The 22247-nt window shown below is 72.6% G+C and carries 21 protein-coding genes; 11 read left to right on the top strand and 10 right to left on the bottom strand.

What is annotated here, in order from left to right; genetic code table 11:
* Positions 1-128 precede the first annotated feature (128 nt).
* The 5 genes from fahA to ACZ7C5_RS05020 form a co-directional block, all read right to left on the bottom strand.
* Complete coding sequence (gene fahA / locus ACZ7C5_RS05040; protein ID WP_401084713.1) at positions 129-1352, bottom strand: fumarylacetoacetase; 1224 nt, start codon at positions 1350-1352, stop codon at positions 129-131.
* The gene (locus ACZ7C5_RS05035) at positions 1349-2314 is read right to left on the bottom strand and encodes a hypothetical protein (RefSeq protein ID WP_470321996.1); all 966 of its coding nucleotides are present in this window, start codon (positions 2312-2314) and stop codon (positions 1349-1351) included. The genes fahA and ACZ7C5_RS05035 overlap by 4 nt, the downstream gene beginning before the upstream one ends.
* Positions 2311-3513, bottom strand: a complete 1203-nt coding sequence (locus tag ACZ7C5_RS05030; protein WP_470321995.1) for a cupin domain-containing protein — start codon at positions 3511-3513, stop codon at positions 2311-2313. The genes ACZ7C5_RS05035 and ACZ7C5_RS05030 overlap by 4 nt, the downstream gene beginning before the upstream one ends.
* Before the next feature lie 97 nt (positions 3514-3610).
* On the bottom strand, positions 3611-4825 hold the full coding sequence (hppD, locus tag ACZ7C5_RS05025; protein WP_401084705.1) for a 4-hydroxyphenylpyruvate dioxygenase: 1215 nt from the start codon (positions 4823-4825) through the stop codon (positions 3611-3613).
* Between the two features lie 231 nt (positions 4826-5056).
* Complete coding sequence (locus ACZ7C5_RS05020) at positions 5057-6496, bottom strand: phosphoribosyltransferase family protein (protein WP_470321994.1); 1440 nt, start codon at positions 6494-6496, stop codon at positions 5057-5059.
* A 341-nt stretch (positions 6497-6837) separates the two neighbouring features.
* Between ACZ7C5_RS05020 and ACZ7C5_RS05015 the strand changes: the two genes are divergently transcribed.
* From ACZ7C5_RS05015 to ACZ7C5_RS05000, 4 genes are all read left to right on the top strand, one after another.
* Entirely contained in the window at positions 6838-7257 is a 420-nt protein-coding gene (locus tag ACZ7C5_RS05015) for a hypothetical protein (protein WP_470321993.1), read from the top strand.
* Positions 7254-7664, top strand: a complete 411-nt coding sequence (locus ACZ7C5_RS05010) for a pirin family protein (protein ID WP_188300716.1) — start codon at positions 7254-7256, stop codon at positions 7662-7664. The genes ACZ7C5_RS05015 and ACZ7C5_RS05010 overlap by 4 nt, the downstream gene beginning before the upstream one ends.
* A gap of 36 nt (positions 7665-7700) precedes the next feature.
* On the top strand, positions 7701-8363 hold the full coding sequence (locus ACZ7C5_RS05005; RefSeq protein ID WP_470321992.1) for a hypothetical protein: 663 nt from the start codon (positions 7701-7703) through the stop codon (positions 8361-8363).
* Positions 8364-8577: 214 nt separating this feature from the next.
* Positions 8578-9288 carry a response regulator gene (locus tag ACZ7C5_RS05000; RefSeq protein WP_401084693.1) on the top strand — a complete coding sequence of 237 codons (711 nt, stop codon included), beginning with the start codon at positions 8578-8580 and terminating at the stop codon, positions 9286-9288.
* 165 nt (positions 9289-9453) lie between these two features.
* Here ACZ7C5_RS05000 and ACZ7C5_RS04995 read toward each other — a convergent pair whose 3' ends face one another.
* Positions 9454-11169, bottom strand: a complete 1716-nt coding sequence (locus tag ACZ7C5_RS04995) for an acyl-CoA dehydrogenase family protein (protein ID WP_470321991.1) — start codon at positions 11167-11169, stop codon at positions 9454-9456.
* 175 nt (positions 11170-11344) lie between these two features.
* Positions 11345-11899 carry a PadR family transcriptional regulator gene (locus ACZ7C5_RS04990; RefSeq protein WP_470321990.1) on the bottom strand — a complete coding sequence of 185 codons (555 nt, stop codon included), beginning with the start codon at positions 11897-11899 and terminating at the stop codon, positions 11345-11347.
* Positions 11900-12084: 185 nt separating this feature from the next.
* Here ACZ7C5_RS04990 and ACZ7C5_RS04985 point away from each other — a divergent pair, with 185 nt between their 5' ends.
* Entirely contained in the window at positions 12085-12558 is a 474-nt protein-coding gene (locus ACZ7C5_RS04985) for an SPW repeat protein (protein WP_470321989.1), read from the top strand.
* A 109-nt stretch (positions 12559-12667) separates the two neighbouring features.
* Here the strand turns inward: ACZ7C5_RS04985 and ACZ7C5_RS04980 are convergent, their stop codons facing one another.
* Positions 12668-14074, bottom strand: a complete 1407-nt coding sequence (locus tag ACZ7C5_RS04980) for a class II fumarate hydratase (RefSeq protein ID WP_401084684.1) — start codon at positions 14072-14074, stop codon at positions 12668-12670.
* A gap of 155 nt (positions 14075-14229) precedes the next feature.
* Entirely contained in the window at positions 14230-15039 is an 810-nt protein-coding gene (locus ACZ7C5_RS04975) for a carbon-nitrogen hydrolase family protein (protein ID WP_401084682.1), read from the bottom strand.
* A gap of 297 nt (positions 15040-15336) precedes the next feature.
* Between ACZ7C5_RS04975 and ACZ7C5_RS04970 the strand changes: the two genes are divergently transcribed.
* Positions 15337-17331, top strand: coding sequence for a cholesterol oxidase substrate-binding domain-containing protein (locus tag ACZ7C5_RS04970; RefSeq protein WP_470321988.1), 1995 nt, complete (start codon positions 15337-15339; stop codon positions 17329-17331).
* Between the two features lie 21 nt (positions 17332-17352).
* On the opposite strand, the gene ACZ7C5_RS04965 is transcribed toward ACZ7C5_RS04970, so the two are convergent.
* Positions 17353-17973, bottom strand: coding sequence for a helix-turn-helix domain-containing protein (locus ACZ7C5_RS04965; RefSeq protein WP_470322098.1), 621 nt, complete (start codon positions 17971-17973; stop codon positions 17353-17355).
* Between the two features lie 153 nt (positions 17974-18126).
* Here ACZ7C5_RS04965 and ACZ7C5_RS04960 point away from each other — a divergent pair, with 153 nt between their 5' ends.
* The 5 genes from ACZ7C5_RS04960 (at position 18127) to ACZ7C5_RS04940 (ending at position 22212) form a co-directional block, all read left to right on the top strand.
* Positions 18127-18912, top strand: a complete 786-nt coding sequence (locus ACZ7C5_RS04960; protein ID WP_470321987.1) for an AzlC family ABC transporter permease — start codon at positions 18127-18129, stop codon at positions 18910-18912.
* Positions 18912-19220: an AzlD domain-containing protein gene (locus ACZ7C5_RS04955; protein ID WP_401085281.1), complete on the top strand. Its 309-nt coding sequence runs from the start codon at positions 18912-18914 to the stop codon at positions 19218-19220. The genes ACZ7C5_RS04960 and ACZ7C5_RS04955 overlap by 1 nt, the downstream gene beginning before the upstream one ends.
* 210 nt (positions 19221-19430) lie before the next feature.
* Positions 19431-20618: an acyl-CoA dehydrogenase family protein gene (locus ACZ7C5_RS04950; protein ID WP_470321986.1), complete on the top strand. Its 1188-nt coding sequence runs from the start codon at positions 19431-19433 to the stop codon at positions 20616-20618.
* A gap of 74 nt (positions 20619-20692) precedes the next feature.
* Positions 20693-21091, top strand: coding sequence for an ADP-ribosylation/crystallin J1 (locus ACZ7C5_RS04945; protein WP_401084668.1), 399 nt, complete (start codon positions 20693-20695; stop codon positions 21089-21091).
* 242 nt (positions 21092-21333) lie between these two features.
* Entirely contained in the window at positions 21334-22212 is an 879-nt protein-coding gene (locus tag ACZ7C5_RS04940) for an alkaline phosphatase family protein (RefSeq protein ID WP_401084665.1), read from the top strand.
* Positions 22213-22247: the final 35 nt, after the last annotated feature.

Here is a 22247-nt window from a genome sequence, read left to right as displayed (position 1 = left end):
GGGCGGGCAAACAGATGACAGCTGACAGATGATGAAAGCTGTCATCTGTCAGCTGTCAGCTGTCATCCGTTATCTGTAATCCGTTATCTGTTACCCGCGGCTTGTCACCTGCCGCCGCCCGGGACCCTTCAGCCCCGCACCCGCCCCGAGACCTCGCCGAAGCCGACCACGGCGCCGTCCGGCCCGGGCGCGGTGGCGGTGATGGTCACCTCGTCACCGTCCTCCAGGAAGGCCCGGGTCGTCCCGTCCGGCAGCTTGAGCGGTTCCTCGCCGTTCCAGGTCAGCTCGATCAGCGCACCCCGGGTGTCCCGCTCGGGCCCGCTGACCGTCCCCGAGGCGAACAGGTCGCCGGTGCGCAGCGAGGCGCCGTTGACGGTCATGTGGGTCAGCTGCTGCTGCGCCGTCCAGTACATCGTGGCGAACGGCGGCCGGGAGACCGGGTGCCCGTTCAGCCGGACCTCCATCGCCAGGTCCAGCCCCCACGGCTCGCGGCCCCGGTCGTCCAGGTACGCCAGCGGCTCGACGTCGCGCTCCGGCGGCGCGATCCGGGCGTGCTCCAGGGCGTCCAGCGGGACGATCCACGGTGAGACCGAGGTCGCGAAGGACTTGCCGAGGAACGGGCCGAGCGGCACGTACTCCCAGCCCTGGATGTCGCGCGCCGACCAGTCGTTGAGCAGGCAGACGCCGAACACGTGCTCGCGGAAGTCGTCCATCACGACCGGTCGGCCCAGCTCCGACGGCGTGCCGACGACGAAGCCGACCTCGGCCTCGATGTCCAGCCGACGGGACGGCCCGAAGCTCGGCGCGGCGTCGGCCGGCGCCTTGCGCTGCCCGTGCGGCCGCACCACCGGAGTGCCGGAGACCACGACCGTGCCCGCCCGCCCGTGGTAACCGATCGGCAGGTGCTTCCAGTTGGGGGTGAGCGCCTCCGAGCCCGGGCGGAGGATCCGGCCCAGGTTGGTGGCGTGGTGCTCCGAGGCGTAGAAGTCGACGTAGTCGGCGACCTCGAACGGCAGGTGCAGCTCCACCTCGTCGGCCGGCAGCAGCGCGGGCGACAGTGCCTCGCGGAACGACTCGTCGGTGAGCCAGGTGGTGAGGTCCGCCCGCACCCGGGTCCAGACCGGACGCCCGGCCGCCATCAGCGGGTTGAGCGAGTCCGCGTCCAGCAGCACGGACGGCGCGCCGACCGCACGGGCGGCCGCCCCGGCGTCCAGCACGAAGTCCCCGACACGCACGCCGATCCGGCGCCGCCCGGGCCGGTCGGCGGCGGTGAAGACGCCGTACGGCAGGTTGTGCACGCCGAACGGCGAGTCCTGGGCGCTGGCGAGCCAGCTGCTGGGGGTGGTGCTCAACGGTCCTCCTGGTGCAGTGGACTGGGCGGCGGGAGCAGGCCGAGCGTGGCCAGGTCGCCCAGGGGTTCGGTGATGCTACAGGTGCCGAACGCGGTGAACGAGTTTCGGATCACCGTGACCTGACGATCCGTCAGTGCGCGCGCCGCCTTGGCCAGCACCTCGCCGTCGCGCTCCGCCAGCACCGTCGCCGCCGTGGCCCGGTCGGTCTCCTGAGCGGCCAGCAGCACGTTCAGGAAGCCGTGGTGCTCGAAGCCGGTCTCCGGGTCGGTGTGCCGGACGGCGTTGTGCAGCCCGGCCGTGCACTTGTACGGCAGTCCACGCCGCGCGCAGCCGGTGAGGAAGGCGGCCAGCTCATCCTCGTCCGGGAACGCCTCGGCGACCACCCCGCCGGTGCGGAACTTCGCCCGGTACGGGCTGTCCAGCAGCACGTCCAGGACGGCGTCCAGCCCGTCCCCGCGCAGGAGTTCGCGCGGAACCTCGACGGCGGCCGGGACGCCCGGCGGCAGCAGCCGGTCGAGCTCGGCCACCGCCTCGGCGGCGTCCCGGGTGGCCAGCTCGACGCCGGCCAGCTCGAACGGCGCGACGGCGGCGAGCGCCTGGGCGAGCTCGGTGCTGCCCCCCGGCAGCACCAGCCCGACCTTGAGCGGCCAGCCGCCCGCCGCCGGGCCGTCCGCCCCCGCTGCGCCCCCCTCGGCCGCGGCGGCCGTCACCGCCGCGGAGTCCGTGGCCGCGGAAGCGTCCGCGGCTGCCGGGGAGTTCACGACCGCCGCGGCCAACTCGCGCAGCCGGCCAGCCCCGCAGAGGAGCGGCCCGACGGCCTCGGCGTACCAGGCCGCCCGGTGCGCCCGGTGCGCGGGCACCGCCTCGACGACCGGCAGGTTCCCCGGTGGGAACACCGCCGCGTCGTCGAACAGGCCGCGGAACAGTTCGGGGATCACACCCCCCGGGGGCAGTGCGCTCATCGCCCCGGCCCCCGACCGGACCAGGTCCAGGCGTAGTCGGGGTCCTCGGTGGCCCGGCCGCCCTCGCCGAGCTCCAGCGGGCGGAAGGTGTCCACCATGACGGCCAGCTCGTCGAAGAAGTCCACGCCGATGCTGCGCTCGTACGCCCCGGGCTGCGGCCCGTGAGTGTGTCCGCCCGGGTGCAGCGAGATCGAGCCCTGGCCGATGCCCGAGCCCTTGCGGGCCGCGTAGTCGCCGCCGCAGTAGAACATGACCTCGTCGCTGTCCACGTTGGCGTGGTAGTAGGGCACCGGGATCGACAGCGGGTGGTAGTCCACCTTGCGCGGAACGAAGTTGCAGATCACGAAGCCGTTGCCCTCGAACACCTGGTGGGCCGGCGGCGGCTGGTGGATCCGGCCGGTGATCGGCTCGAAGTCCTTGATGTTGAAGGCGTACGGGTACAGGCAGCCGTCCCAGCCGACCACGTCGAAGGGGTGGTGCGGCACGGTGTAGCGGGTGCCCGAGATCCCGTTCGGGCCGCGGTGCTTGACCAGCACGTCGACGTCCCCGGGGGCGTCGGCGACCAGCGGGCCGACCGGCCCGCGGAAGTCCCGCTCGCAGTACGGCGCGTGTTCCAGCAGCTGCCCGTACTTGGACAGGTAGCGCTTGACCGGGGTGATGTGGCTGTTCGCCTCGATGCAGTACGCGCGCAGCGGCTCGTCGCCGGCCGGCACCCAGCGGTGGGTGGTGGCGCGCGGGATGACCACGTAGTCGCCCTGCCCGACCTCGATCGAGCCGAACACCGTCTCGACCGTGCCGGAACCGGACTCCACGTACACGCACTCGTCGCCGAGCCCGTTGCGGTAGAGCTCGCTCGGGGCCCCGGCGGCGACGTACGAGATCCGTACGTCGCCGTTGCCGAGGACCAGCCGGCGGCTGCCGACGACGTCCGCGGACTTCCAGTCCTGGTCCGCGAACAGCTCGTGCAGCTTGAGGTGACGGGGGAGGAGCGGGTGGTTGGGCACCGTGGACTGGTCCGGCAGCTCCCACGGCACCGCGTTGACCACCGCCGAGGGGATGCCCCGGTGGTAGAGGAGGGAGGAGTCCGAGGAGAAGCCCTCCTCGCCCATCAACTCCTCGTAGTACAGCCCGCCTTCGGGGGTGCGGTGCTGGGTGTGCCGCTTGGGCGGGATGCTGCCCAGCTGCCGGTAGTACGCCATCTCCGTGGTCCTCCTCGACCGTTTGGCAGAGATCCGTTCGTCAGGGCCCCTCGGAGTCCCTCAGGGCTCGCCGGAGCCCGTCAGAGCTCTCCGACGCTCACAGGTTGCCGCGGCGGTCCTGCTCGCGCTCGATGGACTCGAAGAGCGCCTTGAAGTTGCCCTTGCCGAAGCCGAGCGAACCGTGCCGCTCGATGAACTCGTAGAAGACGGTGGGGCGGTCGCCGATCGGCTTGGTGAAGATCTGGAGCAGGTAGCCGTCCTCGTCGCGGTCGACCAGGATGCCGCGCTTCTTCAGCTCCTCGATCGGCACCCGGACCTTGCCGATCCGCTCGCGCAGCTCCGGGTCGTCGTAGTAGGCGTCCGGGGTGTTGAGGAACTCCACACCGCGGGCCCGCAGCACGTCCACGGTGGTGAGGATGTCGTTGGTGGCGAGCGCCATGTGCTGGCAGCCGGGGCCGGTGTAGAACTCCAGGTACTCGTCGATCTGGGACTTCTTCTTGGCGATGGCCGGCTCGTTGAGCGGGAACTTCACCCGGTGGTTGCCGCTGGCGACGACCTTGGACATCAGCGCGGAGTACTCGGTGGCGATGTCGTCGCCGACGAACTCGGCCATGTTCACGAAGCCCATGACGCGGTTGTAGAACGTCACCCACTCGTTCATCCGGCCCAGTTCGACGTTGCCGACGGCGTGGTCGAGGGCCTGGAAGAGGCGCTTGGGCGAGCCCTCCGGGTGGGTGACCTTGCTCTCCGCGACGACGTAGCCCGGCAGGTACGGGCCGTGGTAGCGGGAGCGGTCGATCAGGGTGTGGCGGGTCTCGCCGTAGGTGGCGATGGCCGCGCGGCGCACGGTGCCGTTCTCGTCCGAGATGTCGTTCGGCTCCTCCAGAACGGTGGCGCCGCACGCGCGGGCGTGCTCGATGCACTTGTCGACGTCCGGGACCTCCAGGGCGAGGTCGACGACGCCGTCGCCGTGGCGGCGGTGGTGTTCCAGCAGCGGGCTGTCCGGCTGGACGCCGCCCTTGATCACGAAGCGGCAGGAGCCGGAGCGCAGCACGTACGCCTTGCGGTCCCGGCGGCCGGTCTCGGGGCCGGAGTAGGCGACCAGCTCCATGCCGAAGACGACCTGGTAGAACTGGGCCGTCTGGGTGGCGTTGCCGACCACGAAGACGACCGCGTCCTGGGCCGTCACCGGGAACGGATCGGCGGCCGCGTCGTGCTCGACGAGGCCGACGAGGCGGCGCAGCTGGTCGGCGTCAAGACCGGCCTCGCGCTCCTCGGGGGTCAACTCAAGGGCGTGGGACTGCGGGGTCATCGCTCGTTCCTCCACTTCGGGCCTCGCCGTCGAGGCTTCCGCTGGATCGCCACCACACCGCGAACGGGTGGGCGGTGTGGTTGCGGAGAGCTTGCTCCTGTCGGAGTGGTTGGGCAACAGGTCGGATTCTGACTGCTCAATGTGTACAAGATGATTAGAAAATCCCGCGGTCCGCTGCGCAAAATGTGCTGCTGACCGGGGGTGACGCACGAAGTCTGCGCAATGGGGCGATCACGCACTTCCGGGGTTGACGGGGAGCGGGAGGTGGCGGAGGAACCAGCCGGAGGCCAGCTCGGCGACCCGGTCGAGGGTCCCCGGCTCCTCGAACAGGTGGCTCGCGCGCGGCACCACCATCAGCTCGCTCGCACAGCGCAGCCGACTGCGGGCCTGCCGGTTGAGGTCGAGCACGGTCGGATCCAGGGAACCGACGAGGAGCAGCGTCGGGGCGCGCACCCGGGTCAGCACGTCCGGCGTGGCGAGGTCGGGCCGGCCGCCCCGGGAGACCACGGCGTGCACCGCCGGGCCCAGGTCGGCGGCGGTGTGCAGCGCGGCGGCGGCGCCGGTGCTGGCGCCGAACAGGCCGAGCGGCAGGCCCTGGGTCTCGGGCACCGGGTCGTCCGGGCGGTCCGGGTGGTTCGGGCGGTCGGGGTCGTCGGGGTCGTCGGGGTCGTCCGGGGTGTGTTCCGCCGCGCCCAGTCGCCGGGCGACGGCGCTCAGCCGGGAGCCCAGCAGCGCCACGTCGAACACGTTCCGGCGGTCGGCCTCCTCGTCCTCGGTGAGCAGGTCGAAGAGCAGTGTGGCCAGTCCGGTGTGGTTCAGGTACTCGGCGACGTGCCGGTTGCGCGGGCTGAGCCGACCGCTGCCGCTGCCGTGCGCGAAGACGACGACACCGCGCGCGCCGGCCGGGACGGTCAGCCGGCCCGCGAGACGGACTCCGGCGACGGGCAGCAGCAGCTCGCGGTCGACCGCGGCGGGGCCGGTGGACGGACCGCTCCCGATCCCGCCGCCGCCCCCCTCCCTGGCCTTCGCCAGCAGTCGCAGCACCTCCTCGTCCTGGGTCTGCGAGAAGTCGGTGTAGAACTCGCCGATCGCGAAGAACGGGGACGGCGTGCCGACGCAGACCAATTCGTCGGCGACCTCGTCCAGGCGCTCGGTCCAGTCCGCGGGCGCCACCGGGACGGCGAGCACCACCCGGGCCGCGCCGCGCTCCCGGACGATCCGGCAGGCCGCCCGGGCGGTCGACCCGGTGGCGATGCCGTCGTCCACCACGACCACCGTACGGCCGCGCAGGTCGGCGGGCGGCCGGTCGCCCCGGTAGCGGCGGGCCCGGCGCGCCAGTTCGGCGCGCTCCTGCCGCTCGACCTCGGCCAACTGCTCGTCGGTGACCGCGGAGAACCGGATGACCTGTTCGTTCAGCACCCGGACGCCGTCCTCGCCGATCGCCCCCATGCCCAGCTCGGGTTGGTAGGGCACGCCGAGCTTGCGGATCACGCAGATGTCCAGCGGTGCGCCGAGCGCCGAGGCGACCTCGGCTGCCACCGGCACGCCGCCCCTCGGCAGCGCCACGACCACGGTGTCGGGGCCGGCCAGACGGCCGAGCCGGGCGGCCAGCCGACGGCCCGCCTCGGTGCGGTCGGCGAAGCGGGTGAAGTGGGTTCCGGTGACGTGCATGACACGGCCTCCGGTTCCACCGTACGTCGTTCCGCTCGGCTCGGGGCGGTCGCGGGCGGGCCCACGGCGGGTGCGGGCGGCGGCCGGGGGACGGAGCCGGGGACCGGTCCTGACTGGATCCTGACCGGTCCTGACCGCCGTGCAGGCGGGGTGGGGCCGGGGCGGGACCACGGGTGGGATCCCAGGTGGGATCGGGCCTGGGACGGGGCCGGGATCGCGGGTGGGATCGGGCCGGGAGCCGGACGGGACGACGCCCCCGTGTGGCCGGGACAGCGGGCGGCGCAGGGTGGACCGCAGAGGCGGACCACAGAGCCCGCCCGCGACCGGAAGGAGCGCCTGTCATGTCGGGAACCGTCATCACCGACCTGCGGCGACGAGGTGCGGTCGACCCCGGCCGACTGCTCGCCGGTCCGCTGCGCGGCGTCGGGCTGCAACGGCTCGACCCGGGCCACCGCACCGAGGTGGCCGCCGACGGCGTCGAGCACGCGATCTACGTCACCGCCGGTTCCGGTCTCGCCGACCTGCCCGAGAGCTTCGAGCACCCCGACCACGCGGACGGCCCGGCACCCGAGGACCGCCCGGAATCCGTCGGCGTCGGCCTGCCGCTGGTCGAGGGCACCGCCGTCGTGCTGCCGCTCGGCTCGCGGACCGTCCTGACCGCCGGGCTGGCCGGGCTGGAGTTCTTCCACGCCGTGCTCGCCGTCCCCGTCTCCTCCTCAGCCCCGTCCGAAGCCCCTCCCGAAGGAGGCGACCCCAGGTGATCGTCACCACCGACACCGGCTCCGCCATGGTCGTCATCGGCCCGAACGGCGAGCGCGTACGGATCCGCTCCCTCGCCCGGCGCCCGATGCTCGCCAGCGCCTGCGAGGCCTTCGACCACCTGCGGCTGAGCCCGGGCGCCCACCACGTCCTCCCGGGCCGGTCCGACACCGAGACCGTCCTGCACGTGCTGCGCGGCGCCGCCGTCGTCGGCCGACTCTCCGGCGAGCCTGACCACCTGGCCTCCGAAGGGGACCTGCTGCTGGCCCGCCGCGGCCGCACGCTGCACCTCGAAGCCGGGCCGCTCGGCGTGGAACTGCTCCGTCTGACCCTCGCCGTCCCCCGGCATTCGGCCGCCACCCGGGCCGCCCTGGCCCGGCGCCGCGCCGCCCGCTGCGACCGGCCCTGACCGGTCCTGCCCGTCCTCGTCCGGAGGAGGCCTCTCGTGATTCTCGTCCCCGCTGCCGTGCCCCGCACCGCGCCCGCCTTCCAGCGGCTGATCGACCCGGAGCAGCGGCCGGCCGTCCGCGCCGGACTGACCGTCGAGGCGCTGCCGCCGGGTGTCCGGGTCGAGCAACTTCCCTACGAATCCGTCGAGTCGGTGACCGTGGTGCTCTCCGGTCGACTGTTCGTGGCCGGCCGGATCCTCTGCCCGGGCGAGGCGTTGCACCACCGGCCCGGCACCTCCTACCGGATCTCAGCCGTCCGCGGCGCGCCGACCACCGTGCTCACGGTCCGCCCCACGTCCAGGGCCGACATCCCCGCTCAGCGGTCGGACTCCCGGTCCGCCCGGAGCTGGCGGCAGGTGGACGTGGGCACGGCGCGGATCGACCCGGGCGGCACCTGCGGACCGTACCGGGACCGGGCGGCCGACGCCTTCCTGCTGGTCCTCACCGGGGCCGCCGTCTTCCTCGGTGACCTCGGCGAAGAGTCACTGCTCCCCGGCGACCTGGTCTACGTCAGGGCGGGGGAGCAGTACGGCCTCCGGGTCGGCCGGCGCGGACCGGTCACCGTCGTGCTGGGCCGGGTCGGCGCACCCGGCGCCGTTCCGGGACCGGAGTGGGGCGACAGGCCCACGTGCTCGGGGCAGACCGGTCCGCAGGGGTGAGGCCGGGGCGATCCCTCGCCTCGCTCCGGTCGGCCGCGGTGGTGGCAACAGACGGCTGACAGATTTCAAAATCTGTCAGCTGTTTGTTGTTATCTGTCGGCTGTCATCTGTCATCTGCCGGTCGTCGCCCGCCGCCGGGACGGCCCCGACACGCGGGCGGCCTCCCGGGCTCGTCACGGAAAGTCACGCGATGGCCGCTGATAGTGTCGGCCGGGTGGATGAAGAACAGCCGGTGGCACCCTCGGAACCGGGTGACGCCCCGTCCGTCCGGGTGCTGATCGTCGATGACCACCCCCTGTTCCGGGAGGGCCTCAGGGCGGCGCTGGAGAGTGCCGAGGGCGTCCTCGTGGTCGCCGAGGCCGAGCGGGTCGCCGACGTCCCGGAGGCGGTGGCCCGGCACCGTCCGACCGTGGTGATCATGGACCTCTCGCTGCCCGACGGCTCCGGACTGGAGGCCGTCCGGCAGCTCGCCACCCGGGAGGCACCACCGCCGGTGCTGATGCTGACCATGTCGGACGACGACGGGAACCTGCTCGCCGCCCTCCAGGCGGGCGCGCGCGGTTACCTGGTGAAGGGCGCCGGGCGCGAGGAGGTGCTGCACGCGGTGCGGACGGTCGCCGCGGGCGGCGCGGTGTTCGGCGGCGAGGTGGCCGGCCGGATCACCGCCCTGCTGGCCGGGGCGAGGATGCGCGAGGCGGGGCAGCTCTTCCCCGAACTCACCGCCCGCGAGGCCGAGGTGCTGGACCTGGTCGCGCGCGGGCTGGACAACCGGCGGATCGCCCGCGAGCTGGTGGTCGCGGAGAAGACCGTCCGCAACCACATCACCCACATCTTCGAGAAGCTGCACGTCGCCACGCGCGCCGAGGCCGTCGCCCGGGCCCGCGACATGGGCCTCGGCGACGGCGGGACCCGCCAGGAGAGGTGAACCGGGGGTGCCGGCCCGCCGACCGGCACCCCCGGGGTCTCGGTGCTTCCGGACGTCTTCTCCGTACGTCCTTTCCGAAACCCGCTTTCGCCCGCCGCCTCCGGAGGTCCTCTCCGGACGCCCTCTCCGGAGGTCGCCTCCGGAGGCGGTCTTTGAGCGCCGTTGCTACGGCTGCATCTCGTACGCGCCGGAGAGCGCCTCGACCCGCGTCCACACCCGGGCGTCCCGGGCCGGGTCGGCGACCGGGCGGCGGACGTTCGCCAGCGCCCAGCCGGCCTGCTCCTCGGTGGCGGAGGCCTTGCCGTGCAGCTCGGTGGCGTGCGCGGAGAAGTCGCGGACCAGTGCGTCGAAGATCCGGTCCAACAGGTCCCCGCCGTGCTCGGAGGCGGTCAGACCGGTCAGCTCGGCCTGCTCCAGCACCAGCTGGCCGTAGACGATCAGCGCGAACAGCTGGCCGATCTCCAGCAGGAAGTCCAGGTCCGCCTGCTGCTCCTTGCTCGGCGCGTTCTTGAGCAGCAACTCGCAGAACCCGTCGGCCTGTTCGCGGAAGCGGGCGACGTTGGGCAGCTGGGCGTGGCGGTCGTAGGCGGCGCGCCAGTCGTGGAAGCGGATCGCGCCGAGGCCGCGGGCCGGCCCCTGGCGGAAAAGGAAGGCGTCGTCGGTGGCGTCCAGACGGGTCGGTACCGGGGCGTAATCGGCCGGGGCGAACAGGTAGTTGCCCATGAACTTGAGGATCAGCGCCAGGTTGACGTGGACGGTGCCCTCCAGCTTCGGCAGGCCGCGGATGTCCTTCGCGGCCTTGTCGAAGTAGGTGTCCGCCTCGAAGCCCTTGGCCGCGATGACGTCCCACATCAGGTCGATGACCTTCTCGCCCTCGGTGGTGACCTTCATCTTGGTCATCGGGTTGAACAGCAGGTACCGGCGGTCCTCGGGGGAGGCGGTCCGGAAGTAGTCCACGGCCCGGCCGCTGAACAGCTTCATCGCCACCAGACGGACGTACGCGTCGGTCAACTCCCGCTTGACGTGCGGGAAGTCGGTGACCTTCCTGCCGTACAGCACCCGGTTGTCGGCGTGCGTGACGGCCTCGTACATCGCGTGCTCGCAGATGCCGATCGAGGCGGTGCAGAGGTTGAACTTGCCGACGTTGACGGTGTTGAGCGCGGCGTCGAAGGCGGCCTGGCCGGTGTGCAGCACGTCCTCGGCGCGCACCGGGTAGTCCTCCAGGCGGAACTCGCTGACGTACATCTGGGCGTTCACCACGTTCTTGACCAGGTGGTACGCCTCGTGGCGGCTGTCGGCGGCGAAGAAGACGTAGCCCTCCGGGCCCTCGACGTCCGAGCGGCGGCCGAACACCGAGACCAGGCCGGCCACGTTGCCGTTGCCGATGTAGTACTTGGAGCCGGTCGCGGTGAAGCCGCCCTCGCCGTCCGGGGTGAGGATCATGTCGGTGGAGTAGATGTCCGCGCCGTGGGTGCGCTCGGAGAGACCGAAGGCCATCACGTGGCCCTCGGCCAGCAGCTTGGCGGCGCGGGCGCGGACGGCCTCGTTCTCGCTCTGCCAGACCGGGCCGAGGCCCAGGATGGTGACCTGCCAGGTGTACCAGTAGCCGAGGCCGTAGAAGCCGAGGATCTCGTTCAGCTCGGCGATCCGCGCGGTGTCCCAGCGCTTGTCGGGGTCGGCCGTGGCGGGGGTCAGGAACTCCGCGAACAGGCCCTCCTCGGCGGCGAAGGCCAGGAAGTCGGCGTACCAGCTGCGGTCGACGTAGGTGTCGATCAGCGCCTTCTTGCCGCGGGACTCGAACCAGTCCACCGTCGCGCGCAGCAGCCGGCGGGTCGGCTCGTCGAACTGGGCGGGGTCGTAGCTGCGCGGGTTGAAGAGCATCGAGGGGCTCCCGGGGGTCGAGGGTGTCGGGGAGGGCGGGGTGACAGAGTTCAGATGACAGCTTTCAGATTCTGTTATCTGTCATCCGTGATCTGTCATTCGTCGGCTGCCGGCTGCCGCATGGTGCTCGCCGATGGCCGGCGGTCGGCCGCTCAGGGCGGCCGGCGGCAGTCCGTCAGGAGGGTCGGCTGTCGGCGAGGCGGCGCAGGGTGGCGAGCACGTCGTCGAGCCAGGCGAGGGTCATCCGCTCGTACTCGATGCCGCCACGCAGCACCACGTGCTGGAGCTCCTGTCGGGCGTCGAGTGCGGTGGGGTCGGGAAAGTCCCGTTGTTCGCCGTGCAGGTAGCGGGCGAGCAGGCTGGCGTGGCCCTCGCGGTGCCGCTCGACCTCGGAGATCAGCGCGGCAGGATCGTCGAAGGCGGCGGCCCGGATCTTGACCGCGAGCTCGTGCCGGACGGTCTCCGGCTCGACCGGTTCGCGCAGCCAGCCGGCCAGCGCGGCCCGGCCGGCCTCGGCCGCCGAGTAGACCTTCTTGTCCGGTCGCCCGTCCTGGGAGACCTCCTGCGCGGCCACCCAGCCGTCCGACTCCATCCGCCGCAGCACCCGGTAGATCTGCTGGTGGGTGGCGGTCCAGAAGCGTCCGATCGAGCGGTCGAAGCGCCTGGCCAGCTCGTAGCCGGAGCCGGGCTGCTCCAGCAGCGAGACGAGGATCGCGTGCTCCAGTGCCATGGCTCGCATCCTGCTATGCAACCAGTTGCATAGGCAATGCCGACCCGGACGGTTGAGACGCAGGTCACCGCCGTGATCGGATGGTTATCCGGCATTTCCGTCCAACGGGTGCAAAACGTTAGATAAGAGCCAGAATGGGTACGGGGCAAGCGCCTTACCGGTCCCGACCACAGGAGGTGGTATCGGTGGCAACCCATATCCCGACGACGGGCATGGAGCACCATCCGGACATCGTCGAACTCCGCGAACGCTACGAGCGGGTCACCTCGACTCCTCGTGCCCAGGCCGTCGAGGCCATGGCCGTCCTGGCCGGCCTCTTCCTGGCGGCATCGCCATGGATCGTCGGCTTCACGGCGTACAGCACCCTGACCGTGACCTGCCTGATCGTGGGTCTGGCCTACACGGCCCTGATGGCCGGCTACGGATCGGCCTACGAACGCACCCACGCGAGGGCCTGGGCGGCCGCCGCGCTCGGTGTCTGGACGATCATCTCCCCCTGGGTCGTCTCCGGGTCCGTCGCGCACGGCAAGAACATCGTGACCTGCATCATCGTGGGCGCCGTGATGTTCCTGCTCGGCCTCGCGGCGATCTCGATGGCGACCATGACGTCGAACGGAGCGTCAATGCGGCGCGGCCGGGCAGGCCGTGCCAAGGGCTGATCTTCCCCGCAGCCCGTGACCGGGGCGCGGAGGGCACAACCGCCCGCCGCGCCCCGGCCCGCGCCCGTCGGCCCGCGCCGATGCCCACAGCCGCCCGCCGCGCGGCCGGCTACGGGTGCGTCATCCGCAGCACGTCCAGGGCCTCGTCCAGCTGCTCCTCGGTGAGCCGGCCCTGCTCGACGTAGCCGCGCTCCACCACCACCTGGCGGATGGTCTTGCGCTCGGCCAGGGCCTGCTTGGCGACCTTCGCGGCCTCCTCGTACCCGATGTAGCGGTTCAGCGGAGTCACCACCGAGGGCGAGGACTCCGCGTACTCCCTGGCCCTTTCGACGTTGGCGGTGACGCCGTCCACCGTCCGGTCGGCCAGCAGCCGGGCGCTGTTGGCGAGCAGCCGCACCGACTCCAGGACGTTGCGGGCGATCACCGGGAGCATCACGTTCAGCTCGAAGTTGCCGCTCGCGCCCGCCAGCGTGACCGTCGCGTCGTTGCCCACCACCTGGGCGGCGACCATCAGCACCACCTCGGGCAGCACCGGGTTCACCTTGCCCGGCATGATCGACGAACCGGGCTGGAGGTCCGGCAGGTTGATCTCGCCGAGCCCGGTGCGCGGGCCGGAGCCCATCCACCGCAGGTCGTTCGCGATCTTCGTGAACCCGACCGCCACCGTGCGCAGTTGACCACTCAGCTCGACCAGGGCGTCCCGCGCGCCCTGTGCCTCGAAGTGGTTCCTGGCCTCGGTGAGCGGCAGGTCGGTGGCGCGGGCGACCTCGGCGATGACGGCCGCGGGGAAGCCGGGCGGGGTGTTGATGCCGGTGCCCACCGCCGTCCCGCCGAGCGGGAGTTCGGCCACCCGGGGGAGGGTGGCCAGCAGCCGCTCCCGTCCGTGTCGCACCTGTGCCGCGTAGCCGCCGAACTCCTGGCCGAGCGTGACGGGCGTGGCGTCCATCAGGTGCGTGCGGCCCGACTTGACCACCCGGGCGAACTCGGTGGCCTTGCGCTCCAGCGCCTCCGCGAGGTGCTCCAGCGCCGGGACGAGGTCGTGGGTGACGGCGGCGGTGGCGGCGATGTGGATCGAGGAGGGGAAGACGTCGTTGGAGGACTGGCTGGCGTTGACGTGGTCGTTCGGGTGGACCGCCCGGCCCAGCCGCTCCCCGGCCAGGGTGGCGATCACCTCGTTGGTGTTCATGTTGGACGAGGTGCCCGAGCCGGTCTGGAACACGTCCACCGGGAACTGGTCGTCCCAGCGCCCCTCCGCGACCTCCTCGGCAGCCGCCGCGATCGCCTCCGCCGTCTCCTCGTCCAGCACCCCGAGCCGGGCGTTCACCCGGGCCGCGGCGGCCTTGATCCGGGCCAGCGCGGCGATGTGCGCGCGCTCCAGCCGTTGACCGGACACCGGGAAGTTCTCCACCGCCCGCTGCGTCTGCGCCTGCCACTTCGCGTCCGCCGGCACCCGGACCTCGCCCATCGAGTCGTGCTCGATCCGGTACTCCTGCGGCTTCTCCTGCTCGTCACCCATCGTGCGCTGCACCTCCTGTACGGGCCCGACGGGCCCGGAACGGATCTCCGATCACCACAGCCGCGAGCGGGGCCCGGGTATTTCCGGCCGGGATGATCCGATGATCCCGTGATCCGACCCGGGTGCTACGGACGCCGTCCGTAGCCGTCCGAGGCCTACCGCCGGGGCAACTCCACGCGGAGCAGTTCCCCCGGGGCGGTACCGGCCTGGGCGAGGAGTTCGCCGCCCGGGGCCCAGACGCCGGAGCCGCCCGAGCTGTCGGGGTACTCGCCGGTGGCCCCGGCGCAGGTCGCGAGCACGCACCACACGCCGTGGGCGGCGGCCCGGTCGCGGAAGTGTCCGTCCCGGCGCTCGGCCTGGGCGGCACCGGGCCCGTAGAGGGTGGAGGCGACGTAGGCGTCGACGCCGAGCGCGACGGTCTCCTCGGCGTGCGCCGGGTCGGCGGCGTCCGCGCAGATCGCGAGGCCGAGCCGCAGGCCGTCCAGCTCCAGGGTGACGGGCTTCTCCCCGGGGGTGAAACGTTCCACCTCGGCGCCGTGGAGGCGCATCTTCCGGTAGGCCACGACGGCGCCCTCCCCGGTCACCACCAGGGTGGCGATGGACTCGCGCCCGTCGGCCTCGGCGACCGGCGCCCCGACCAGGGCGACGGCGCCGGTCGCGGCGCAGGCCGCCACCAGCGGAGCGAGGCGCGCGTCCGCCGGGCCGACGGCCGGTGCGGCCAGGTCGTAGCCGGTCAGCGACAGCTCGGGGAACACCACCAGCCGGGTGCCCGCCGCCCGTACCGCCTCGGCGTGCAGGGCCACGTTCTCGGAGACGGTGTCCGGACGGCCTGCGGCGGCGCAGACGGGCTGGGCTACCGCGACGGTCAGCGGCGCGGGCGCGGGAGAGGCCGTGGCAGAGGTTGTGGCAGAGGTCGCGGACGAGGGCATGGCGGGGCCTCCGGCGGGGCGGGGTGAGCTGGTCATGATCAACCTATGCGCCCGTCGGTGGCATGGGCAACGAAGGCGTGCGAGGGGCGGAGGAGGTGATCGGGGCCCTTGGGTCCCGATCGGGGCTGATCTCACTCGAAGGAGTGAGATCGACGGAAGGCGCTTCAGACTGCCGTCCACCCCTTCATACGCTCCGGATCGGGCCGGGCCGACTCCGGCCGGACCCGGAGTGCCGCAGTTCGGCCCGGGGGGACCAGTGCGAGGGGCGGACGGACGATGACCACAGGACACGGGCCGACGAGCGGAGCGGGCGACGGGGCGATATCGGAGGGGATGATTCCGACGAATGCCTCCGTTGACGCGCCCGCGTTCACTGGCGTCACCGGCGTCACCGGCGCCGAGGCCGCCACGAACACTCCCGGAGGCCTCACCCGGCGCCAGCTGCTGGGCGCGTCGGCGGCGCTCGGCGGTGCGGCCTGGCTGTTGCGCGGCACCATCGGTCCCGACAGCGTTGAGGCCGCCACGCCCGTACCGCCCGCGCTACCCGCCGGCACCGAGCTGTACCAGCGGGTCTTCCAGAACTGGTCCGGCGAGATCCGCACCGACCAGCTGTGGACCTGCGCGCCCCGCACTCCCGAGGAGGTCCCGGCCCTCGCCGACTGGGCGCACGCCAACGGCTGGCGGCTGCGCGCCTCCGGCTACCGGCACACCTGGGCGCCGCTCACCGTCGCGGCCGGGACCAGGGAGAGCGCCCGGGTCCTGCTGCTGGACACCAGTCGCCACCTCACCGCCATCAGCGCCGACTCGCCCGGCACCGTCCGGGTGCAGACCGGCGCCACCATGGAGGCGCTGCTCGCACACCTGGCGGGCCGCGGCCTCGGCCTGACCGCCTGCCCGGCTCCCGGCGAGATCACCGTGGGCGGGGTGCTCGCCATCGGAGGCCACGGCACCGCCGTGCCGGCCGCCGGTGAGGTGCGGCCGGAGGGGCACGGCTACGGGTCGGTCAGCAACCAGGTCGTCCGGCTCACCGCCGTCGTCCTCGACCCGGCCACCGGCCGCTACACGCTGCGCGGCTTCGACCGCTCCGAGGCCGACAGCGCCGCCTTCCTGGTGCACCTGGGCCGCGCCTTCCTCACCGAGGTGGTGCTGAGGGCCGGCGCCGACCGGCCGCTGCGCTGCGTCAGCCGGCTCGACATCCCGGCTAGCGACCTCTTCGCTCGCCCGGGCAGCGGCTCCGGCAGCGGCACGGGCGGTGGCACGGGTGCCGGTGCCGGTGCGGGAGCCGGTACGGACGGCGGGCTCGGCGGAGTGCTCGGGGGAGTGCTGGGCGGTGTCCTCGGCGGCGGGGGCGGCCCGCGCACCTTCGCCGACTTCGTGGAACGCGACGGCCGGGCCGAGGCGATCTGGTTCGCCTACACCGACTACCCCTGGCTCAAGACCTGGAGCGTCACCCCGAACAAGCCGTTCGCCTCACTCGCCGTCGACCACCCGTACAACTACCCCTTCTCGGACAGCATTCCGGAACCGGTCGCCCGGCTCGCCGGCGAGATCGTCACCGGGGCCTGGGCGTCGGCCCCACTGTTCGGCCAACTCCAGTACCTGGTCGCGAAGGTGAGCCTCACCGGGGACATCACGGAGGTGCTGCTCTCCGGCGGGCTGCTCCGCCGACTGCTCAGCGGTGAGGTGCTCACCCACCTGCTGGCGGGCGGACTGCGTTCCGATCTCTGGGGCCCCTCGCGCACCCTGCTCCAGTACGTCCGCCCGACCACCCTGCGGGTCACCGCCAACGGCTACGCGATCCTCACCAGGCGCGCCGATCTCCAGTGGGTGGTGAGCGAATTCGCCGCCTACTACCGGGAGTTGCTCGCCGCCTACCAGGCCAGGGGCGAGTTCCCGGTGAACGGCGCGGTGGAGATCCGGGCCACCGGCCTGGACGACCCCGCCTCCTCCGGCGTTCCCGGCGCCCGGCCCCCGCTGCTCTCGGCGCTGCGCCCGCACGCGGACCGCCCCGAGTGGGACACGGCGGTCTGGCTGGACGTCCTCGCCTTCCCCGGCACCCCCGGACTGGAGCGCTTCGCCCGGGAGTTGGAGCAGTGGCTGCTGCGCACCTTCGACGGCACCCGGGCGGGGCTGCGGGTCGAGTGGTCCAAGGGGTGGGCCTACACCGCCGACGCCGCCTGGTCCGATCAGGATCTGCTCGACCGGGTCATCCCCGACAGCCTGCGGGCCGGCGGCGGGCCCGGCTGGGACGAGGCGGTCGCCGTCCTGGACCACCACGACCCGCACCGGGTGTTCGGAAACCCCTTCCTGGACGGGCTGTTGAAGTAACCGCACCTACCTGACGAAGTGTCAGATGTGCTCCATCACGATCACCGCGAGGGTGTCCGGAGCCAGGGCGCGGAACACATGCGGGGCGTCGCCCGGGTAGCTCACGTAGTCACCCGGGCCCAGCTCGACCGGCGCCTCGGTCGGCCCGACCAGTGCCCGCCCGGCGCCGATCAACACGTGCTCGACGGTGCCGGGCATGTGCGGATCGGAGGCCCTGGCCTCGCCCGGCTGCGCCTCGATCCGGTAGATGTCGCGCCGGGCGTTCGGCGGGCAGGAGGAGAGCGCGGTGGCGGCGTATTCGGCGTGCTCGGAGTGGGTCACCGGACCCTCGCCGGCCCGGACCACCCTGACCGCCGGGCGTGGCGGGTCGACCAGCCGGCTGAACGGCACGTTCAGTGCGACCCCGAGCGCCCAGAGCGTCTCCACGCTGGGGTTGCCCGCGCCCGACTCCAGTTGGGAGAGCGTGGACTTGGCGATGCCCGCGCGCCGCGCCAGCTCGGCCATGGACAGCCCGCTGCGCTCGCGCTCACGCCGGATCGAGGTGGCGATCAGGCCGATCAGCTCGGTGCCAGTCCCGGTGCCGCTGTCGTTGCTGTGACCGCTGCCATTGGGGCTCGTGGCCGGGGTGGTCTGGTCACTCATGCTCGCCACTCACGCTTTCTCCTGGCCCCTTCCATGGCTTCCGTCGCAGTTGCTGCCGTTCATGCTGCCATGGTCGACCCGCCGATGCCGTTCGCTTGATCGGTCTACGTGTTCGCCTTGACGAACGCGCTGGGTCGGTTCACTCTAATGAACATGCGTTCGCTTCTCCGAACACTGGAACATGCCACCATCCGTGACATCGCTCTGGTCTGCCTTGCCGACGCCCTCGTCGGCGCCTCCTTCGGTGCGATCGGCGTCTCCGGCGGTCTGCCGCTCTGGGTGCCGATCGCGCTCTCCGTCCTGGTGTTCGCCGGCGGCTCCCAGTTCGCGGCGGTCGGCGTGGTGCTGTCCGGCGGCGGCGCCCTCGCCGCGGTCGCCACCGGACTGGTGCTCAACGCCCGACTGCTGCCTTTCGGCTTCGCCGTGGCCGACGTGCTCGGCGGCCCGTGGTGGCGCCGGCTTCTGGGTGCGCACCTGCTCACCGACGAAACCGCGGCCTTCACCTTGCAGCAGAACGAACCGGCCCGGCGTCGGGCCGCCTACTGGCTCTGCGGGATCGCGTTGTTCCTGATCTGGAACCTCTCGGTGCTGCTCGGCGCGGTCGCGGGCGGGCTGATCGGCGACACGGACGCGCTGGGCCTGGATGCGGCCTTCCCCACGGTGCTGCTCGCGCTCGTGCTGCCCTCACTCGCGGACCGTGGGACCCGTACGGCGGCGGTGGCGGGCGCGGTGGTCGCGGTCGCGGCCACGCCGTTCGTCCCGGTCGGAGTGCCGGTGCTGCTCGCCCTCGTCGGGCTGCTGTTCGTGGGGCGGCCCGCGGCGGGGGAGGCCGCGGGGGAGAAGGCGCGGGAGGCCGCGGGCGAACGGAAGACGGCGGGCAAGCGGAAGACGGCTGACGGACGAAGCATGGAGTGCCGGGAGAAGGAGGCGGTCCGATGATGCCGTTGTACGCGATCCTGCTGTTCGCGGCCGGAACGTACGCCTTCCGGCTCGCGGGGCCGCTGCTCGGCGGCCGGCTCGCTCTCTCGGAGCGGCTGCGGCACCTGCTGGCCGTCGCGGCCGCGGTCCTGCTGGTGGCCCTGGTCGTGACCGGTGCGCTCACCCAGGGGCACGGCTTCGCGGGGTGGGCCCGTCCGGCGGGCGTGCTGGTTGCGGGAGTGCTCGCCCTGCGCCGGGCGCCGTTCCCGGTGGTGGTCGTCGCCGGCGCGGCGACGACAGCGGTGCTGCGGCTCTGTGGAGTGGGGTGACAGCTGACAGAGTTTGAAATCTGTCAGCTGTCATCTGTTATCCGTCGTCCGTTCTCTGTGATCCGTCGGCTGTCATCTGTTCGCCGTCGCCGCGGCGACTACGTGACGCGCCGTCGGACGTGTCGCCATCCTCACTCGTTCGAGCCCGTCCACCGCCCGGTCGGGTGCGCGATACTCGCCGGTATCCCGCCGAGAGTACAAGGAGCTTCGATGACGAAGCCGACCCGGATCGACCCGTCCGACCTGCTCGCCGTCGGAGACCTCCTCTCCGACGAGGAACGGCTGATCCGCGACACCGTCCGCCGGTTCACCGAGGAGCGGATCCGCCCGCACATCGGCGACTGGTTCGAACGCGGGGTCTTCCCGGCCCGCGAACTCGCCCCCGAACTCGGCGCACTCGGCGTCCTCGGCATGCACCTCGACGGCTACGGCTGTGCGGGCGCCGACGCGGTGGCGTACGGGGTGGCCTGCATGGAGCTGGAGGCGGCCGACTCCGGGCTGCGCAGCTTCGTCTCCGTCCAGGGTTCGCTCGCCATGCGGTCGATCCACGCCTTCGGCTCGGAGGAACAGAAGCAGCGCTGGCTGCCCGGCATGGCCGCCGGCGAGCTGATCGGCTGCTTCGGCCTCACCGAACCGGACTTCGGCTCCGACCCGGCCAACATGCGCACCCGGGCGGTGCGCAAGGGTGGCGAGGGCGGTGACTGGGTGCTGTCCGGCAGCAAGATGTGGATCACCAACGGCAGCATCGCCGATGTCGCCGTGGTCTGGGCACAGACCGAGGAGGGGGTGCGCGGCTTCCTGGTGGAGCGCGGCACCCGCGGCCTGACCGCCACCGACGTGCACGGCAAGCTGTCGCTGCGCGCCTCGGTCACCAGCGAACTGGCCTTCGACGACGTGGTGTTGCCCGCCGACGCGGTGCTGCCCGGGGTGGTCGGCCTGCGCGGACCGCTCTCCTCCCTCAACGAGGCCCGTTACGGCATCCTCTGGGGCACCGTCGGCGCCGGCCGCGACTGCTACACCACCGCCCTGGACTACGCGAAGAGCCGGATCCAGTTCGACCGCCCGATCGCGGGCTTCCAGCTGACCCAGCAGAAGCTGGTCGAGATGATGCTGGAGGTGGAGAAGGCCTACCTGGTCGCCCTGCGGATCGGCCGGCTGAAGGAGCAGGGCGCGGCCCGCCCGCCGCACATCAGCTTCGGCAAGCTCAACAACGTCCGCACCGCACTGGAGATCGCCCGCAGCGCCCGGACCGTCCTCGGGGCCAACGGCATCACCACCGAGTACCCGGTGCTGCGGCACGCCAACAACCTGGAGTCGGTGCTCACCTACGAGGGCACCAGCGAGATCCACACCCTGGTCCTCGGCGAGGCCATCACCGGCGAGTCCGCCTACCACTGACGGGCCCGCCCGCACCTCCCGGGGCCGGGATATCCGGTGGCCGGGCCCGTCGCGGCCCGGCTACCGTCCCTTCCATGAACGGCCCGACCCCGCAGGCCACGCCTTCGAGCGCGCAGGTCACGTCCCCGACCACCACCCTCTGGCGTCCCACCGGCCCCGAGGAGCTGGCCCTGGTCGAGGCCGCCGACCGGCGCGCCTGGCCGCCCCGTCTGCCCGAGCAGCCGATCTTCTACCCCGTCCTCAACGAGGACTACGCGATCCGGATCGCCCGCGACTGGAACGTGCCCGCCTCCGGCGTCGGCTACGTCACCCGCTTCAAGGTCGACACCGCCTTCCTCGCCCGCTACCCCGTGCAGCGGGCGGGCGGCCGCACGATCCTCGAACTCTGGGTGCCCGCCGGGGAACTGGCCGAGTTCAACCGGCACATCGTCGGCCGCATCGAGGTCGTGCACGAGTTCCGCCCGCTGCCCTGACCGGTTCGGCGTGGCTTGAGGCGGTCGCGGGTCGCGGGTCGCCGGTTGGCGGTTGGCGGGCGGCGGGCGGGCGGGCGGGCGGGCGGCCACCGGGCAGTCGGACGGTGCCCTTCCGACACCTTGCGGCCACCTGGGGTTCGACGGAGTGACGCCGATCCGTACGGCGGCCGGTGAAGCATGGCGCGGTCGGCGGCGCCCTCGGCGGGTGCGGCCGGATGCGCACGACCGAAAGGAACCCCAGCATGTCCGCTGCCCAGTGGCCCCGCCCCCGCGTGCTCGTCGTCGGGATCGACGGCGTCCGCCACGACTACCTGGCGCAGGTGCCGATGCCCCGGCTCCAGGAGGTCGCCGAGGCCGGGTTCCTGGTACCGGTCACCGTCGGGGAGGGCACGCCCACCATGTCAGGGCCGTGCTGGGCCACCATCGTGACCGGGGTCGAGCCCGCCAAGCACGGGGTCTGGGGCAACCACCTGGGCGGCAACCGGCTCGACGTGTTCCCCGACTTCGCCACCCGCCTCAACCGGGGCGACCGCCGCCGCACCTTCGTCGCGGCCGGCTGGGACCCGCTGGTGATCAACGAGTCCGGCGGCCCGCTGTTCCGCGCCCCCGGCCGGCTCTCCTACGTGGCGCCCGCCGAGGAATCCCCCGAGGCCTGGGAGGCCGTGGACGAGGAGGTCACCCGGGAGGCCGTCCACGTCCTCGGCACCGCCGACCCCGAGGCCTCCTTCGTCTACCTCGGCGCCGTCGACGAGACCGCCCACTTCCTGGGCTGCGGCGACGAGTACCGCGCGTCCATGCGGACCGCCGACGAGCGCCTCGGCCGCCTCCTCGACGCCGTCCGGGGCCGGGCGACCCACGCCGAGGAACAGTGGACGGTCATCGTCGTCACCGACCACGGGCACGTGGACGTCGGCGGTCACGGCGGCCGTACGGTCGAGGAGCTGACGGCCTGGGTCGCCTGTGCCGGGCACGGCATCCCGGCCGGCCCGCCCACCGGCGAGATCCGCCACCCGGACGTCGCCGCCCAGGTGTACGCCTCGCTGCTGCGCCCGATCGACCCGCACTGGACCCTCGACGGCCGCCCGTTCCCGGTCGCGCGGCCGGTACCGGCGGAGGTCTGAGCCCGAAGGGCTCCAGGCCTGGGCGGTCCCAGCCG

The sequence above is a fragment of the Kitasatospora sp. NPDC036993 genome (assembly GCF_055607525.1).
The sequence above is the reverse complement of the archived record's forward strand: the minus strand, read 5'-3'. Positions and strand labels throughout refer to the sequence as shown.

Bases quoted from the DNA above. Each gene is read 5' to 3' on its own strand.
- ACZ7C5_RS05035 (WP_470321996.1), bottom strand. From the start codon at position 2,314: ATGAGCGCACTGCCCCCGGGGGGTGTGATCCCCGAACTGTTCCGCGGC.
- ACZ7C5_RS05030 (WP_470321995.1), bottom strand. From the start codon at position 3,513: ATGGCGTACTACCGGCAGCTGGGCAGCATCCCGCCCAAGCGGCACACC.
- hppD (WP_401084705.1), bottom strand. From the start codon at position 4,825: ATGACCCCGCAGTCCCACGCCCTTGAGTTGACCCCCGAGGAGCGCGAG.
- ACZ7C5_RS05020 (WP_470321994.1), bottom strand. From the start codon at position 6,496: ATGCACGTCACCGGAACCCACTTCACCCGCTTCGCCGACCGCACCGAG.
- ACZ7C5_RS05015 (WP_470321993.1), top strand. From the start codon at position 6,838: ATGTCGGGAACCGTCATCACCGACCTGCGGCGACGAGGTGCGGTCGAC.
- ACZ7C5_RS04995 (WP_470321991.1), bottom strand. From the start codon at position 11,169: ATGCTCTTCAACCCGCGCAGCTACGACCCCGCCCAGTTCGACGAGCCG.
- ACZ7C5_RS04990 (WP_470321990.1), bottom strand. From the start codon at position 11,899: ATGGCACTGGAGCACGCGATCCTCGTCTCGCTGCTGGAGCAGCCCGGC.
- ACZ7C5_RS04980 (WP_401084684.1), bottom strand. From the start codon at position 14,074: ATGGGTGACGAGCAGGAGAAGCCGCAGGAGTACCGGATCGAGCACGAC.
- ACZ7C5_RS04975 (WP_401084682.1), bottom strand. From the start codon at position 15,039: ATGACCAGCTCACCCCGCCCCGCCGGAGGCCCCGCCATGCCCTCGTCC.
- ACZ7C5_RS04970 (WP_470321988.1), top strand. From the start codon at position 15,337: ATGATTCCGACGAATGCCTCCGTTGACGCGCCCGCGTTCACTGGCGTC.
- ACZ7C5_RS04965 (WP_470322098.1), bottom strand. From the start codon at position 17,973: ATGAGTGACCAGACCACCCCGGCCACGAGCCCCAATGGCAGCGGTCAC.
- ACZ7C5_RS04960 (WP_470321987.1), top strand. From the start codon at position 18,127: ATGCGTTCGCTTCTCCGAACACTGGAACATGCCACCATCCGTGACATC.
- ACZ7C5_RS04955 (WP_401085281.1), top strand. From the start codon at position 18,912: ATGCCGTTGTACGCGATCCTGCTGTTCGCGGCCGGAACGTACGCCTTC.
- ACZ7C5_RS04950 (WP_470321986.1), top strand. From the start codon at position 19,431: ATGACGAAGCCGACCCGGATCGACCCGTCCGACCTGCTCGCCGTCGGA.
- ACZ7C5_RS04945 (WP_401084668.1), top strand. From the start codon at position 20,693: ATGAACGGCCCGACCCCGCAGGCCACGCCTTCGAGCGCGCAGGTCACG.
- ACZ7C5_RS04940 (WP_401084665.1), top strand. From the start codon at position 21,334: ATGTCCGCTGCCCAGTGGCCCCGCCCCCGCGTGCTCGTCGTCGGGATC.